At 41.1% G+C, this 17,087-nt stretch carries 13 protein-coding genes and 1 pseudogene; 7 read left to right on the top strand and 7 right to left on the bottom strand.

Features of this window, described 5'->3' with window-relative positions:
- Positions 1-19 precede the first annotated feature (19 nt).
- On the top strand, positions 20-2,329 hold the full coding sequence (locus tag BA81_RS11270) for a YhgE/Pip domain-containing protein (protein WP_034282192.1): 2,310 nt from the start codon (positions 20-22) through the stop codon (positions 2,327-2,329).
- 143 nt (positions 2,330-2,472) lie between these two features.
- Positions 2,473-3,522, top strand: a complete 1,050-nt coding sequence (locus tag BA81_RS11265; protein WP_034282191.1) for a M42 family metallopeptidase — start codon at positions 2,473-2,475, stop codon at positions 3,520-3,522.
- A 34-nt stretch (positions 3,523-3,556) separates the two neighbouring features.
- Here BA81_RS11265 and gltT read toward each other — a convergent pair whose 3' ends face one another.
- Positions 3,557-4,846, bottom strand: a complete 1,290-nt coding sequence (gene gltT, locus BA81_RS11260) for a glutamate/proton symporter GltT (RefSeq protein ID WP_034282190.1) — start codon at positions 4,844-4,846, stop codon at positions 3,557-3,559.
- A gap of 339 nt (positions 4,847-5,185) precedes the next feature.
- Complete coding sequence (gene yhfH, locus BA81_RS19265) at positions 5,186-5,323, bottom strand: protein YhfH (RefSeq protein ID WP_008359029.1); 138 nt, start codon at positions 5,321-5,323, stop codon at positions 5,186-5,188.
- A gap of 156 nt (positions 5,324-5,479) precedes the next feature.
- On the opposite strand from yhfH, the gene BA81_RS11255 reads away from it, so the two are divergent.
- The 3 genes from BA81_RS11255 (at position 5,480) to BA81_RS11245 (ending at position 8,941) form a co-directional block, all read left to right on the top strand.
- Positions 5,480-6,223: an MBL fold metallo-hydrolase gene (locus BA81_RS11255; RefSeq protein WP_034282324.1), complete on the top strand. Its 744-nt coding sequence runs from the start codon at positions 5,480-5,482 to the stop codon at positions 6,221-6,223.
- 2 nt (positions 6,224-6,225) lie between these two features.
- Positions 6,226-7,215, top strand: coding sequence for a lipoate--protein ligase (lplA, locus tag BA81_RS11250; RefSeq protein WP_024425472.1), 990 nt, complete (start codon positions 6,226-6,228; stop codon positions 7,213-7,215).
- Positions 7,216-7,387: 172 nt separating this feature from the next.
- Positions 7,388-8,941, top strand: coding sequence for a fatty acid--CoA ligase family protein (locus tag BA81_RS11245; RefSeq protein ID WP_034282189.1), 1,554 nt, complete (start codon positions 7,388-7,390; stop codon positions 8,939-8,941).
- Between the two features lie 71 nt (positions 8,942-9,012).
- On the opposite strand, the gene BA81_RS11240 is transcribed toward BA81_RS11245, so the two are convergent.
- Positions 9,013-9,420 (bottom strand): YhfM domain-containing protein, encoded by a 408-nt coding sequence (locus tag BA81_RS11240; RefSeq protein ID WP_034282188.1) that lies wholly within the window; start codon positions 9,418-9,420, stop codon positions 9,013-9,015.
- 177 nt (positions 9,421-9,597) lie between these two features.
- On the opposite strand from BA81_RS11240, the gene BA81_RS11235 reads away from it, so the two are divergent.
- A complete protein-coding gene (locus BA81_RS11235; protein ID WP_034282187.1) occupies positions 9,598-10,884 on the top strand; it encodes a M48 family metallopeptidase in 1,287 nt (428 codons plus the stop codon).
- A gap of 45 nt (positions 10,885-10,929) precedes the next feature.
- Here the strand turns inward: BA81_RS11235 and BA81_RS11230 are convergent, their stop codons facing one another.
- From BA81_RS11230 to BA81_RS11215, 4 genes and pseudogenes are all read right to left on the bottom strand, one after another.
- Positions 10,930-12,075, bottom strand: a complete 1,146-nt coding sequence (locus tag BA81_RS11230) for a serine alkaline protease SapB (protein ID WP_034282323.1) — start codon at positions 12,073-12,075, stop codon at positions 10,930-10,932.
- Between the two features lie 387 nt (positions 12,076-12,462).
- Positions 12,463-13,047, bottom strand: coding sequence for a histidine phosphatase family protein (locus BA81_RS11225; RefSeq protein WP_024426547.1), 585 nt, complete (start codon positions 13,045-13,047; stop codon positions 12,463-12,465).
- Between the two features lie 61 nt (positions 13,048-13,108).
- A pseudogene (locus tag BA81_RS11220) lies at positions 13,109-14,416 on the bottom strand (globin-coupled sensor protein); the annotation flags it as partial.
- An 80-nt stretch (positions 14,417-14,496) separates the two neighbouring features.
- Entirely contained in the window at positions 14,497-16,029 is a 1,533-nt protein-coding gene (locus BA81_RS11215; protein WP_034282186.1) for an FAD-dependent oxidoreductase, read from the bottom strand.
- A gap of 141 nt (positions 16,030-16,170) precedes the next feature.
- Between BA81_RS11215 and BA81_RS11210 the strand changes: the two genes are divergently transcribed.
- A complete protein-coding gene (locus BA81_RS11210; protein WP_034282185.1) occupies positions 16,171-17,031 on the top strand; it encodes an SDR family oxidoreductase in 861 nt (286 codons plus the stop codon).
- Positions 17,032-17,087 lie beyond the last annotated feature (56 nt).

Here is a 17,087-nt window from a genome sequence, read left to right as displayed (position 1 = left end):
CTATGGGAGGAAAACAGCAATGAATTTAATTCGGAATCAATGGAAAGACATTGTGACGAGCAAAAAACTACTGATCCCGATTTTAGCTGTCTTATTTATTCCGCTGATTTACAGCGGTGTATTTTTAAAAGCGTACTGGGATCCATATGGTACAGTCGATCAGTTGCCTGTAGCGGTTGTCAACTTGGATGAAGGCAGTCATTATGACGGGAAGACACTGCATGTCGGCGATGATTTAGTGAAGGAATTAAAGAAAAACGATAATTTCAAATGGAACTTTGTCGATAGTGAAGAAAAGGCAGTGAAGGGATTAAATAATGAGGATTATTATCTCGTCGTGGAAATACCAAAGGATTTCTCGAAAAATGCAAGTACAGTCCTTGATAAACATCCAAAAAAATCGAATCTGAAATATTATACGAATCCAGGTGCCAACTATGCGGCGTCACAAATTGCGAATAATGCCATTATCAAATTAAAAGATTCGGTTTCAAAGGAAGTCACAAAAAATTATGCAGAGGTCATTTTTGATAACTTCAAAACGATTGCAAAAGGCTTAGATCAAGCAAGCGATGGTGCGAAGAAAATTGATGACGGAACAAAAAATGCAAAAGATGGCAGTAACAAGTTAAAGGACAATTTAGCAAAATTGGCTGAAGGAACGTTAACCTATAGCGAAGGTGTTCATCAATTTGCTGGTAAAATGGGTGAATTGAACACAGGGATACAATCTCTTGACAGCGGACTTGGCCAGCTCTTAACAGGCTATCAAACCATCGATCAGAAATTTGGAGAGCTTGGTACAGGAATTGATACATTGACTGAAGGGTTAAACACAAGCCGTGAAGGTCATCAGCAGCTCGCTTCTAAAATGCCGCAATTCACAGCGGGTATTGAGCAGCTAAACAACAAAGCACAATCTTTTTCAGAAAAAATTGAAGCAGTAGAAAAAGTCTTGTCGGCACCAGAATTAGCGAATCTTGAAAAGATGGCGCCTAAACTCGATCAGGTGAAAAAAGACGCAAAAACGTTTAGTACAAAACTTGCTTCATTAAAAGAAGCGCTATCGAATCGAGATGCTAAAGTAAAAAGCATCATCCAAAACAGCTCAATGACAGATGAAGAGAAAAAGGCGGCAATGGATCAGCTTGACAGTCTGCCTAAAATCGAACTGCCAGATCTGTCTGGACTTGAACAAAGCTTAGCGGCCTTGCAGGAACTGCCTGATGCAAGTGAGGTTCAATCTGCGGTTGCTTCTGCAAAAGCTCAGCTGCAGCAAGTCAAACAGCTGCCAAAGAAAACGGAACAGCTGTACACATCTACAGTCGCGATACAAAATGCGATTGATCAAATGACATCTGGAACGAATAAATTGTATCAAGGTGCACTTAAGCTCCAAACAGGTCAAGGCCAATTACAAGATGGTCTGCAAACAGCAAATGGAAAGCTGGATACAGCGAAAAGCGGTGCAGATAAGATTGCGAATGGTTCAAGCCAGCTGAGTGCAGCGTTAAATAAGCTGGAAAGTGGTTCAACGAATATCCAAAGCAACACATCTAAGCTTGCTGAAGGCTCAAAATCACTCGATAAAGGATTGGGAGATTTAAAGAGCGGTACAGGTAAGCTGTCCGATAAATTAAAAAGTGCCGCTGATGAAACAGGAGAAATTGATGCGGGTCAAGACAATTACAATATGATTGCGAGTCCCGTGAAAACAGAAAATGATACAGCGAAAAAGATCGATAATTATGGTACAGGGCTCACACCTTATATTTTATCGATGGGACTCTTTGTAGGGGCTCTCATGCTCACCGTTGTATTCCCAATGAAAGACCCTGCTGGACGCCCTAGAAACGCGTTTGAATGGTTTTTCAGCAAATATAGCGTACTCCTCTTTGTCGGTATCCTGCAAGCAGTCATTGCAAGCTCCATGCTCATCTTTGGGCTTGGTCTTGAGGTGGAAAGCCTCTGGCGCTTCTATCTCTTTGCGATTATCGTCAGTCTGACATTCTTAGCGATCATTCAGCTGCTGGCGACAACTATGGGGAACCCAGGACGCTTCATTGCCGTTATTATCTTGGTTCTTCAGCTCGCAGCAAGTGCTGGTACATTCCCGCTTGAACTTGTGCCGAAATTCTTCCAAGTCATTCATAGTCTGCTTCCAATGACGTATACAATCAACGGATTTAGAACGATCATTGCAAGCGGTGATGACAGCTATTTATGGCACCAAGCAGCGATCCTTGGAACAGTTGCGATCATCATGATGGCGGCAACAACAGCATACTTTGCTTGGAACGTAAGAAAAATGAAACAGGACGAAGCTTAATTCATGAATCCTTTCTCTTTATAGAGGAAGGATTTTTCATTTGAAATTAGACATCTCGAACCTGAAGCGATATATTTTAAGAAGAGATGCTGAAAAAGGCATACATGGAAGGAATTGCTTTCAGACAAAGGAGGAAATGCCGAATGACAACTGAAGTAAACGAAACCGTTCAGCTGATTCAAAAGCTCGTATCAATCCCAAGTCCATCAGGAAATACGGAAAAAGTGATCGGCTTTGTTGAACGTTTTTTACAAGATTTGAATATTGAGACAAAACGAAATCGAAAAGGCGGATTAATTGCCACAATCAAAGGAACAGATGACAAGGAACACCGCATGCTGACAGCGCATGTCGATACGCTCGGTGCGATGGTTAAGGAAATTAAATCAAATGGACGGCTTCGTCTTGCACTTATTGGAGGCTTTCAATATAACTCAATTGAAGGCGAATATTGTGAAATTGAAACAGCATCAGGCCATACATACACAGGGACCATTCTTATGCATCAAACATCCGTTCATGTTTATGCGGATGCTGGAAAAGCGAAACGAAACCAAGAAAATATGGAGATTCGTCTCGATGAAAAGGTGAAAAATGCAGACGATGTCAAAGCACTTGGCATTCAAGTAGGGGACTTTATTTCATTTGATCCGAGAGTGGAAGTGACGTCTTCAGGGTTTATTAAATCAAGACATCTTGATGATAAGGCAAGTGTTGCGCTGCTTTTGCGGCTCATCCACCGGATTCAAAAGGAAAACATCACATTGCCGCATACGACGCATTTTTTAATTTCCAATAATGAAGAGATTGGCTACGGCGGCAACTCGAATATTCCAGAAGAAACAGTGGAATATCTCGCTGTAGATATGGGTGCGATCGGTGACGGTCAATCGACAGATGAATACAGTGTATCGATTTGTGTAAAGGATTCGAGCGGCCCTTATCACTATGGATTTCGCAAGCATTTAGCTGCATTAGCAGAAGAGAACAACATTGATTACCGCCTTGATATCTACCCTTATTATGGCTCTGATGCATCAGCAGCCATTAGAGCAGGGCATGATATCATTCATGGACTGATTGGTCCTGGTATAGATTCCTCGCATGCTTTTGAAAGAACACATGAAGATTCACTTGTCCATACAGCGGATCTCCTTTACTACTATGTTCAATCACCATTAATCACAGCATAAAAAAAGAACCCCTGATAGATGGGGTTCTTTTTGGTTAGCTTGAAAGCTGTGTTGGCTCAGGTGCCTCTTGTCCAGTCATCACACGATGTCCTTTTTCAGGGTCATACTGCCCTTCCCATTTAGACATGACAACAGCTGCAAGTGCATTTCCTGTTAAGTTGACAACAGTCCGTGCCATATCCATGATACGGTCCACACCTGCAATAAATGCAAGACCTTCAGCAGGTACACCGATCGTTCCTAATGTCGCGAGTAATACAACAAATGAAGTACCAGGAACGGCAGCCATTCCTTTAGATGTTACCATCAGCACAAGAACTAGTGTAAGCTGCTGGACGATCGTGAGGTCAATGCCATATACCTGTGCAAGGAAAAGCGCAGCAATGGCTTGATACAAGACGGAGCCGTCCAGATTAAACGTATAACCGATTGGGATAACGAACGAAACAATTCCTTTTGGACATCCGATGCGCTCCATTTTATCCATGACTCTTGGTAAAACTGTTTCAGAGCTGGATGTACTAAAGGCAAGAAGCATTTCGTCTTTCATGTAAGCAAGAAATCTGAAAATATTGACGCCAATCATCTTTCCGATAATTCCGAATACAACGATAAGGAAGAGAGCGAGCGCAAAATAAACAAGACCTACAAGCTTACCTAATGAAATGAGAGATTCAAGACCAAATTTTGATACGGTCACACCAATGAGTGCAAATACACCAAATGGTGCAGCTTTCATCACAACATTGACGACATGGAACATGGCATGTGATACACCCTCGAAGAAGGCGAGCACTGGTTTACCGCGTTCGCCAATTGCTGAAACGCCAAGTGCAAATAGCACAGTGAAGAAAATAATCGCAAGCAAATCACCTTCCGCCAATGATTGGAAGAAGTTCGTTGGAACGATATGAAGGAACGTATCAGCAACTGATTTGCTGCTTTGCTCTTTTTCCGTTTCAACATACTGGCTAATATCTTGCTTTTCCGTATTTCCAAAGTCAACGCCTGCACCAGGCTGTACAAAGTTTGCAAGCACAAGACCAAGGACAATCGCAAATGTTGTGATAATTTCAAAATAAAGAATGGTTCTAAAACCTAGTTTCCCTACTTTTTTACCATCACCCGCACCTGCAACACCTAAAATTAAGCTGGATACGACAATTGGTATGACAATCATCTTTATGAGCCTTAAGAAGAAGTCTCCAATTGGTTTTAAGTATGTCTCGACACCTGGGTTACCGAAAAAGATTGCCCCAACAACAACACCGAGAATAAGACCGATTAGGATTTGAGTAGCCAATCCAAATTTTAATTTTTTCATAGATTTCCTCCCTAACATATTCATTAAAGGAATATTCCCACCATATTAAGTTTTAATATATGAATTAAAGTATAACTAAATTTAAAGAGGTTCGTCCACGATTAAATTATATTAAGAAAATACAAAATTATTAGAAAAAATAGACATTTAGAACCCCCTCCATTGTTTCGAGTCAATAAAAAGTGCCTTCAGAACTAAAAGTCATCATATGAAAATACTAAAAAACCCTTTTGTGACGAGGGTTTTACCTTTTTACCTATTTTTCAGAAAAAATAAAAAGCACCTTTGACTCCAACTGATGACGGAGGAAAAAAGTGCTTTTTTATTCAATTTATTCCCTTATTTAAGATAACTTACTTGTGAGCATTCCTCACATTCATTACCGTAACACTCGTGCTGTTCCATTAAATCATTTCCACATTTTGTGCATTTCTTTGAGGGCAAATTTCTAAAAAACTCTGTGATTTTTCCTAGCATTTGTCATCCTCCAATACGATTTGTTGCTATTATTGTATTATAACAGATTAATAATTGTCAATCTGTTTTGTAACAATAGGCAGGAAGAATGCTTTTTCCTTGAAAAATGGGTATATTGTAAGAAGGGGATTTTTAGAAAAGGAGGGAAAAATGACGTTGAACTTAACCGTGATTGGATGCTATGGAGGGTTTCCGGCAGCTGGTGAAGCGACATCAGGCTACCTTTTTGAATCAAATGGCTTTCGTCTTCTTGTAGACTGCGGAAGCGGTGTTCTTTCAAAGCTGCAGCAATACATTGATATAGAAGAACTAGATGCTGTTCTCCTTTCTCATTATCACCACGATCATATTGCTGATATCGGACCACTCCAATATGCAAAGCTAGTGGGATATCATTTAGGAAAAAGCAGCGGCCCGCTTCCGATCTATGGACATACTGGTGATCAAGAAGCATTTGGGCGGCTTTCTGATGATGTACATACAAAGGCAAAGCCTTACCAGCCAGAAGAAAGGATTGAACTCGGACCCTTTCAAATTGATTTTTTGAAAACGGTTCATCCGGCAGAATGCTATGCGATGAGAATTCAGGCAGAAGATGCTGTGGTCGTGTATACTGCAGACTCAAGCTATCAGGAGGCATTTATTCCATTTAGCAAGGGGGCAGATCTGCTCATTGCCGAAAGCAATTTTTACGTTGGACAAGATGGATCAGGTGCCGGACATATGAACAGTACGGAAGTAGGGAAAATTGCAAAGGAAGCAAATGTTGGGGAACTTATCATCACCCATCTGCCCCATTTTGGACGTCATAAAGACCTAGTCAATGAAGCACAGGCGTTATATACTGGCAGTATACAGCTTGCCCATTCAGGGCTTAGATGGAACAAGGAAGGAAGATAGAGATGCTGTTTATCGATAACGAACAACATTATGATCCAATGATTAATTTGGCAATTGAAGAATATTGCTTAAAATATTTAGATCCAGAAGAAACATATTTGCTGTTTTACATCAATCAGCCGTCGATCATTATTGGAAAGAACCAAAATACAATAGAAGAAATCAACACAAAGTATGTGGAAGACAATGGAATCAAAGTCGTGCGCCGCTTATCCGGCGGTGGTGCAGTTTACCATGACAAAGGGAACTTAAACTTCAGCTTTATCACAAAAGATGATGGAGACAGCTTTCATAACTTTAAAAAGTTCACAGAGCCAGTTATCAAAGCGCTTGAAAAGCTAGGCGTTAAAGCTGAATTGAGCGGCAGAAATGACATCATGGCAGATGGACGTAAAATTTCTGGAAATGCCCAGTTCGCAACAAGAGGACGTATTTTCAGCCACGGCACACTGCTATTTGATTCAGAAATTGAACATGTCGTTTCGGCTTTAAATGTGAAAAAAGAAAAGATTGAATCAAAAGGCATCAAATCAATTAGAAGCAGGGTTGCCAATATTAGTGAACTGATGGATCAAAAAATGACAACAGAAGAGTTTAGAAAAATTCTTTTAAGCTACATTTTTGATACAAATGGGGACGTGCCTCAATATCGTCTGACTGAAAAGGATTGGGAAAAGATTCACGAGATTTCCCGAGATCGCTATCAAAAATGGGAATGGAACTATGGCCGTTCACCGAAATTTAATTTGCAGCATTCTAAGAGATTCCCTGCAGGCTCCATTGATTTGCGATTAGAAGTGAAAAAAGGGATGATCCAGGATTGCAAAATCTTTGGTGATTTCTTTGGCGTAGGAGATATTGCCGATATTGAGAAGCGGCTCATTGGCCAGCAATATGATCGTAAAACGATCAGTGACGTCTTAGAAGATATGGACATGCGTCACTATTTCGGCAACGTATCAAAAGAGGATTTTCTTGATTTGATTTATTAATCGCGGGAAAGCACTGCTAGGCATAGCAGTGCTTTTTTGATTGAAGGAAATGAAAGCGATTTACATTTGATCTTGTGGATTTTTTCGATTGTCGATTATAATAGAAAGGAGGAATGTTCGGCCATAAAATGAATGGCCATTCATTCATTGATGACATGTAAGGGGTGGGAGAATGGATTTGATCAAAAATCTTCAGCAGACGGCGATGACGAAGGGAGAAAATATCGCATTGATCTTTGAAGGAAAGAAGTGGACCTATCGAGAGCTGATGACAAGTATCGAGCGTTTTGCAGATGGATTAGTGAGCGAAGGGTTTCAAGCCGGGGATCATATCGCGCTTATTTTAGGAAATTCACCGCATTTCGTCATTTCTTTTTTTGGCGCATTAAAGGCAGGGCTTGTCGTTGTGCCTATTAACCCAACATACACACCTAGTGAAATTGGATATATGCTCATCACAGGTGATGTTAAAGGTATTGTTGCGCCTGAACAGCTTCTGCCAGTGTACGAGCAGGTGTATGAGCAGCTTCCTTCCATTGAAAGAGTCATTATTTGTGCAGAAAATGAAGCGGCGTGCAGATCAAGCTTCAAGGAAGTATCTGATCGGCTTGTTTTCTTTGGAAAGCTTGTGACAGGTGCTGCGAATGAAAACGTACACCCTTCCATTCAGCCAGATGATACCGCTGTTATTTTATTTACATCTGGCACGACAGGAAAACCAAAAGGTGCCATGCTGACTCATTTCAACCTTTATTCAAATGCCAGAGATGTCGCTGAGTATTTATCGATTGATAAAAAGGACAAGGTCATTGCCGCTTTGCCAATGTTCCATGTATTTTGTTTAACAGTCTGTATGAATGCGCCGTTGATTCATGGTGCGACGATTTATGTCTTGCCGCATTTCAGCCCGTCAGAGCTTTTGCGCATGATGGAAAAAGAGAAGCCAACGCTATTTGTTGGTGTGCCCACCATGTATAACTATTTGTACCGACAGGAGGGGCATAATGAAGCGATGTCATCTGTGAGGATCTGTATATCAGGCGGTGCCTCAATGCCTGTTGCCTTACTGCATGGCTTTGAGAAAAAGTTCGGAGTTACGGTCCTTGAGGGCTATGGGTTATCAGAGGCATCTCCAGTGACTGCATTCAATCCTCTTGACGGAAAAAGAAAACCGGGTTCTGTCGGAACTGACATTATGAATGTGAAGAATAAAATTGTGAATGAACTTGGAGAAGAAGTCGGTCCTAATGAAGTCGGAGAGCTGATAGCAAAAGGGCCAAACATCATGAAAGGCTATTATCAAATGCCAGAAGATACGGAAGCTGCACTAAGAGACGGCTGGCTGTATACTGGCGATTTGGCGAGAAGAGATGAAGACGGATATATTTACATTGTCGATCGGAAAAAGGATATGATTCTTGTTGGCGGTTATAATGTTTATCCAAGAGAAGTAGAAGAAGTACTCTATCAACATGAAGGTGTAGCAGAAGCCGTTGTCATCGGTGTGCCAGACCCAAACACAGGAGAGGCAGTCGTCTGTTACATTTCCCCTAAGAAACATGCTCACATCAATCAAGAAGACATCATCACACATTGTTCACGCTATTTAGCAAAATATAAGCAGCCCCAAACGATCCATTTCATAGATGATATTCCTAAAAACACAACAGGTAAAATTTTAAGAAGAGCGCTAAGAGAAAAGTATCAAGCAGAAGAAAGTAAATAAAAAAAGGGAGTCTCTGATGAGGAGGCTCCCTTACAAATCCCCGCACTTCAAGGTTTTCTCTCAAAGACATTTTAGCTCTTTTGAATGGCTTCTTTTAACTGTCTCTGAAAAGAATTCGACTGTTTTTGATTCAGTTCATAAAACGTTCCATCAACTAAAAAAACGACCTGTGATCGGTTGGTCCAAAGCTGGAAGGTGGTGCCGTTTGTTCGTCCGAACATCACCTTGGCGATATAATCAGGCTTTTTTAAATTTTTCTTGAGATGATTGCTTGTTTGTTTGCCTTTATTTAATTCTTCAATTAAATCTTCTGCTGTGTCCTTATCATCTATTTCATAAGAGATTGATTCATTCGCAGGTGAGAGCAGCAATTTTTCTGCTCGATTCTCATCAAAGATTTCGCTCGTCCGGCTGAACACATAAAAGAAAGTGATTAATAAAAGTCCAAAAATCACAACTCCTGCAAGGATTTTCTTCATTTTGATCCTCCAACTTACTGTTTTACATGTAGCTTCTCCGATTTTTGAGCCGCATAATCATTTTTTTCGCGAAAGCTTTTTCAGATGGGGCATGCTATGATGGAGCCACATGAGACAGGTTCTAAACGAAAAAATGCGCGACTAGAATAGAGAGAGGGATGGAAAGGAGGCTGACCTGTGCGAGTACGTAAATGGATAGCTCTTGTAACGGTAGCATACATATTGTACGGTCTTTTTATTTATTCGTATTTGTTTCTAATGGGGGATTCATCGGTACCTGAAAGTATAAAAGAGACAAGTGCAGATCCGCATACTTTTATGACAAGCCATGAGCTTGTGATCAGTGAGAATTTCTCGAACATACGGAACCTGCTGTATTTCATAACCATCCCATTAGATTGGTATGTCTTTTTTCTTTTGCTCATTTCAGGGTTTTCACGGAAAATAGCAGACTGGAGCTTGGCAGCAGCCCGTTTCAAGTTTTTAAGCAAACTTGTGTATGTGTTTGTGCTGTCACTTTTAACAATGATCATTTCATTCCCAATTAAATGGATTGGCTATCAGCTGTCTTTACACTACGGAGTATCTTCACAAAGTACGGCAAGCTGGTTGAAAGATCAAACACTGGATTTTTGGATTCAATATCCGCTCCTTGCCCTTTGTGCTATTGTGTTCTTTTGGCTGATTCAAAAGAGAAGAAAGCGCTGGTGGCTGTATGCGTGGTGTTTGACAGTCCCAGTTACGCTGTTTCTCTTCTTTATACAGCCGGTCGTCATTGATCCGTTATATAACAATTTTTATCCACTAAAGGATCAAGCCCTAGAGAAGAAGATATTAACGCTGGCAGACAAAGCGCATATTCCGGCAGATCATGTATACGAGGTCAATATGTCTGAAAAAACGAATACGATGAACGCTTATGTCACAGGAATAGGTGAAAATAAGCGTATTGTTTTATGGGATACAACACTGCAAAAGCTGAAAGACCGCGAAATTTTATTTATCATGGCGCATGAAATGGGACATTACGTCATGAAACATGTCTATATTGGGTTAGCAGGATATTTAGTGCTGTCACTGGCCGGATTTTTTGTAATCGACCGTCTTTATTTTTATCTTTATCAAAAAGGAGCAGCCTCATTTCGACTCAAGGTGTCTAACGACATCGCCGCTCTTCCGCTTCTTTTAATCATCGTTTCCATGCTGTCATTTGCAGCTTCACCTTTTACAAATGCAGTGTCAAGGCATCAAGAACGGGCAGCCGACGAATATGCGGTGAACATGACAAAAGACGGGAATGCAGGCGTAACGTCTTTTCAAAAGCTTGCAAAATCAGGGCTCTCCCAGGTGAATCCACCATTTCTAGTGAAGATTTTCCGCTATGGACACCCGACCATGATGGAAAGAATTATGGATATGGAAAAAGCAGCGGAAAAAGAGAAAACGCCGAAAAAGCAGGAATAAATAAAATCCGGCTGGATCAGCCGGATTTTTATTATCACATTTGGATTAGTTAGAAGCCGCTTGAACGTTGATTAACCCTTTTCCGTAATAGAATGAGTCACCAAGCGGTGTTGCCGTGTTTTCTAAGCGCTGGCGAACCTGAGAAGTTGATAGATTCGGATACTTAGAAAGGATAAGCGCTGCTGCTCCTGCTACATGAGGAGACGCCATAGATGTTCCAGTATAAGAAGTGTATCCACTGCTTGGCACCGTACTTAAAATAGAAGTACCAGGTGCAGAAACATCTAATTCAGGACCTGCGCTAGAAGATGAGTTTCTGACATTGTTACTGTTTACATTGGCAACAGCAATTGTAGAATCGTATTTTGCTGGATAGCCAACGGTGCTAGTAGAGCCAAATGAACCTGAATTTCCTGCTGCGGCAACGACAACTACTCCGCGGTTATTCGCTGTGTCAACAGCATTTTTAAGCGCTGTGGAGCCGTTTGGTCCGCCTAAGCTCATATTGATGACATCCATGTTATTCGCTACAGCCCATTCAATACCGCTAATAATCCAGCTGTATTGTCCGTCGCCATTACGGTCTAATACTTTCACAGCATATAGGGAAGCGCTTGGAGCGACCCCAAGAACACCAATTGTGTTATCAAGGGCAGCAATGGTTCCTGCTACGTGAGTTCCATGTGATTGAAAGTCTTGGGTGGCATTTGGCTCTGAAGGGACGAAGCTCGCACCGCCTGCAACATTTAAGTCAGGGTGTGCAGCGTGGATTCCAGTATCAAGGACAGCTACTTTGACATTAGCACCTTTATAACCTTGAGCGTGTACAGCTGGAGCTTTGATTTGAGGGATTCCATAAGGGACGGTTTGTGCATATGCTTCTGCTTTATGGTCTTCTTCTACGTAAGCAATGCTAGGGTCATGTTCAAGTTTCTTGGCGGCTTGTTCGGACATTTTCACTTGTGCAGCATTAATGAGGCGGTATTGTTTTTCTAGTTTTCCACCATTTTGAATGACAGCTTGTTTCTTAGAGCTGTTTGTGGTGGCAGAGGCTTTAAAACCAACAATATAGCTTTTTTCACTATCTGTTTTGGAGACCGTTTCGGCATTTGCCATGGATCCTCCAAACCCTGCTGAAAACAGAAGAGGGACAGCCAATAAAACACTTGTCATCACATTTTTCTTTTTCACGCACATTCCACATCCCTTTTTTCTTATTTCAGAATAATCATCCGTAGTCTATAAGAATGAACCGTTTGATTATTCTGTATATTCAGTTTAAGGGAAGTAGGCAAATAAGAGTAGACCCGAATTTTTGTGAAAGTCCTAGCGAAAATTGGGGAATTAAGTCACTTGGAACTGGTGGTAAAATATGTTTATTCTATCATTTCAGCGATGTTCTATTAAAAAGGGAGTGTGCTTTTTTTCTCATGATCCATTTCCGGTTAAATATTCGATACCCGAAAAGCCATAAAATAGGTAGAATCGTCTAGCATCTATTTCGAATTTCGATATAAAAAAATATTATTTTATCATTGTTTTTGCCATAAAAAAGAACCTGCTAAGATAACAGGCTCTTTAAGAAGGGGCGGATTGAGTTAAATGGCTGACCACGTTGTAATCACGGACCTTCCATTTACCATCTGACCATTCCACATAATTTAAGCAAGCATTAACAAGTCTCGTGTTCTGTAGACCCATATGTTCATCTGCCAAAGTGGTGAGTAAAGCATGGATAGCAGCTCCGTGAGCCACGATCAGGACATGTTGATCTGGATAGGCGGCTCTGACTTTCTCAATACCTTCTAGCATTCGGTTTTGAATCGTCTCAATTGGTTCCATATTTGGATACTGTTTATCTGGAAACAGCTTCTGACGCTCCTCAAACGACATGCCTTCAGCGTCACCATAATCTCGTTCTATAAAATCATCCATGATGACAAGTGGAGCATGGACATGATTTAAAATCAAGTGTGCCGTTTCTTTTGCCCTTGTTAGTGGACTGGAAATGACAACATCCCAATGGACATCCTTTAAGTAAAGTCCAGTTTGTTCAGCCTGCCATTTACCTGTGTCGTTTAAAGGGATATCTGTTCGTCCTTGAATTCGTTTCGCTGCATTCCAATCTGTTTCCCCGTGTCTGACTAGGCAAATTGTTGTCAATCAAATCCCGCCTTTTCTATCTTTTCTTCTATTATACTAAAGCAGAAGAAAAAAGACTGTATTAGCGATTTGTCAGGCTTGTTAAGGATTCGACGGAGCTTGCGACTTGAGACACCGTTTGTTTGACTTCCTTCAATTCGTTAAGGAAAGTCTGAAGGTCAATTTCAATTTTTCCGTTTTGGTTTTTGCTTAAGTTCATGCTGCTGACGATATCATCGAAGAGTGAATTGATTTGTGTCATTTTTTCTTTACTGTCTGTCACAAGTAAATTCACGTCCGCAATGTGCTGAGAGACAATGGCGATTTGTGAATTGGTATTGTTGACAAGTTCAGATACAGTTGAAACCGTTTTCTTTGTGTCCTCTGATAATTTGCGCACCTCGTTTGCAACGACAGCAAAGCCTTTTCCATGTTCTCCTGCTCGTGCAGATTCGATTGAAGCATTTAAAGATAACAAGTTCGTCTGCTCTGCAATGCCTGTGACAATCCCAAAGATTTGTTCAATTTGTTTGGCGATTTCCTCAAGACGCTTAATTTCTGTTTCAATCTTCGTCATGCTGCCATCAATCTGATTCATTTGTGTTTGCTGAATTTCTAATTCTTTTTTACCGCCGATTGATTTTTCTTCGACCTGTGCTGAAATTTGTGTTCCAGCTTGTGACATGTCCGCCATCTCATCCGATTTTGAGACAAGCTTGTCGACCGCACTTGTTGTGTTTGAGAAGAGCGAAGCAAGCGAATTTGAAGTCTCTGTGATTTTTGTATGAAGCTCTTGCTGCTGCTCTTCTGCTTCATCACGAATTTTAGAATATTCATTTTGGAATGTATCTAGGACAAGCTGCTGCTCTAAATTTAAAATTTTCGTCGTCGCTTTGACCGCTGTCTGATATTCTTTGAAATCTTGGATATGGTTAGCGAATAAATCCATAATTGATAGCAGAAGGTCTTGGAATGCTGCCATGTACCATTTAGGCTGGAGTCCAATCCGTAAATGAACTTGCGCAATTTTAATGCGTTTTGCCACATAGGCTTCGTCAATCACGCCTGCAAACATTTCGCTAATATGAATGCGGAGTGTTTTTTTCAAACGATCGACAGAACTATTGTCTTGAATGATATGCATCAAGGAAGACTCGACTTCTAAATTTTTATAAAACTTATCAACAATATGTGCAATATCATCCTGAACAATTGGATTGAGCTGCTTTAATATCAATAGGTCATGCTGCGTCAGGTCAATCATTTTGATTTGTTTCGCGATGTCCGTATTGTTCGAGAAGTTGATTCGTTTTATCCCATCATCCTGCTGTGTGAAAAAAGCAGTGTTTTTTCTTTTCGGTTCTTTTTTAAATAACAATGTGTTTGTCCCCCCATAATCATCAAAAATATCAGACTTTATGTTTTTTATCGGATAATATTGGATTTTTTAAAGGGGGGACGAGTGAAATTTTACTGTTCTTTATATGACCTTTTTAGTGGTTTTTTAGCAGGGCCTTCTACTACTTCTCCAGTAATGGAAAAACGTGAACCGTGACACGGGCAATCCCAAGTGCGGTCACTATTATTCCAAGCCACTTCACAGCCTAGGTGAGTACATGTTGTATCGACTAGAAAGACATTCCCATCCTCTGATTTATAGGCGCCGCACTTTTTATGTTCATACGAGATAATGCCGCCCTCGCCTGGTTTTAAATCATCGATTGTTTGATCAGTTCGTTTGAATTTACCACTGATCAGCTTGGCAGCGACATTGGCATTTTCTTTAACGAAATCTTTGACGAAAGAGTCAGTAACAGGTCTTGATGGCGTAAAGATTAATTCGTATGGATTCGATTTTCCTTCAATTAAATCACCGATAAGAGTGGCTGCGACGTGGCTTGTGGTCATGCCCCATTTTCTAAAGCCGGTTGCTACAAAGATATTCTGGTGGTGTTTGGTCAGGCGGCCAATGTAAGGGATTTGATCCATTGTGACCATATCGTGGGTTGACCAGCGATACAGCACTTCTTCTATTCCAAGGGTGGCGTCTCCAAACGTTTCTAGTCCTTCATAGTGAGCGGATTCATCTCCGCCTTGTCCTGTTTTATGGCCTTCTCCTCCGATGAGGACTACTTCTTCTCCGTCCCATTCTGCCGTTCTTAAAGAGTGAGCAGGCTGGTCAATTCCTAGGTACATTCCGTCTGTGAGTGGTTTGGTTGTTTTAGCTGCTACGACATAGGATTGCTCTGGATGAATACGGGTGAAATAAAGTCCTTTTCCATCATAAAAAGGAAAGTGTGAGCATGAAATGACATAGCGCCCTGTCAGATGATATCCGCTTTTTGTGACGACAGCAGGGCGGTTCCCTTCTTTTACATCAACAGCGGTTGTTTGTTCAAAGATACGTACACCTCGCTCTAGGAGCTTGTCGATTAGCGCATTGAGATAATGAAGGGGATGAAACTGTGCCTGATTGGTCATCGCAAGGGCTGCTTTAATGTCAGCGTCAAAAGGAAGCTTTGTTTTCCATTCCCGGTCAATACCAAGCTGTTTGTAGGCATCTAATTCCTTCTTTAACTTTTTTACACCGCTTTCTTCCTTTGTATAAAGGTAAGCATCTTTTATCTCTAGCTGACAATCGATGTCGTGCTCTTTGATACGAGCTTGAATGAGGTCTTTTGCTTTCTCATTTGCTTCTACATACAAACGTGCTTTTGGCATCCCAATTTGTTGAATCAGCTCATAATAGTACACATCATGCTGTGAGGTGATTTTAGCCGTTGTGTGTCCGGTCGTGCCTTGCAGCAATTGTTCGGCATCAATGATGATCACATCTAGTCCTCGCTCTGTCATTTCAAACGCCGCAGCGATACCGGTAATACCGCCGCCGACAATGATCACATCTGCTGTGAGATCTTCACTGACAGCAGGAAAAGAATGCTTCTGACTATCCGCCAGCCATAACGATTTTGCCTGTTCCATTCCTTTATGTTCTTGTTCCATGTTGTCGCCTCCAATGATTTGTTGTGTATAATTTTTCCACAATGCTGAAAATCATACATCTGAAAGGAAACAGGGGCGTCATACATAAAAAAGCAGCCAGCACATAAAAATAAACAAGATAAAAGGAAGGAGTGGACTAACGTGTCAACAAAGCAGCCGAAGAAAACATTACCGCCTCAGCACCAAAATGAACGTCCGGGTCTTGAATATAAAATGAACCCTAGACCTGTCTTTGATCGTGAGGTGCAGAATAAAAAGTTAGCAGGAAAAACAGCCATTGTGACAGGTGGAGACAGCGGGATTGGAAGAGCAGTCTCTGTTTTATTTGCGAAGGAAGGTGCCAATGTCGCCATTGTTTACTTAAGTGAACATCGTGATGCCGAGGAGACGAAGGACTATATTGAGAAAGCGGGAGGCCGTGTCATCTTAATTGCAGGTGATTTAGGGGATGAGGCTTTTTCTAATGAGGTCGTCAAAAAAACAAAAGATGCCTTCGGTTCCATTGATATTTTGGTGAATAACGCCGGGGAACAGCATCCACAAAAAAGCATTGAGCAAATTACCTCGCATCAGCTTCTTCGGACGTTTCAAACGAATATTTTTGCCATGTTTTATTTAACAAAGGCTGTTCTTCCTCATTTAAAAAAAGGAAGCAGTATCATTAATACAGCCTCTGTCACCGCCTATAAAGGGCATGAAACATTGATCGATTATTCATCCACAAAAGGGGCGGTCGTCACCTTTACGAGATCATTATCTTTATCGCTCATTAAACAAGGGATTAGAGTGAATGGAGTAGCTCCCGGTCCTATTTGGACACCGCTGATTCCCTCAACCTTTACGGAAAAAGAAGTCTCTGAATTTGGCGGAGATGTCCCAATGGAACGTCCTGGTGAGCCAGTAGAGCTTGCGCCAAGTTATTTATTTTTAGCGAGCGAAGACTCATCTTATATGAATGGACAAATGCTGCATGTGAATGGCGGGACCATTTTAAATGGATAAACAAAAAACTTGCGGTAAAGAGACGAGTTACTGTCTCTCTGCCGCAAGTAAAATCA

The organism is Bacillus safensis FO-36b, assembly GCF_000691165.1.
GTDB lineage: Bacteria > Bacillota > Bacilli > Bacillales > Bacillaceae > Bacillus > Bacillus safensis.
This window is presented reverse-complemented; position numbering and strand designations above follow the sequence as displayed.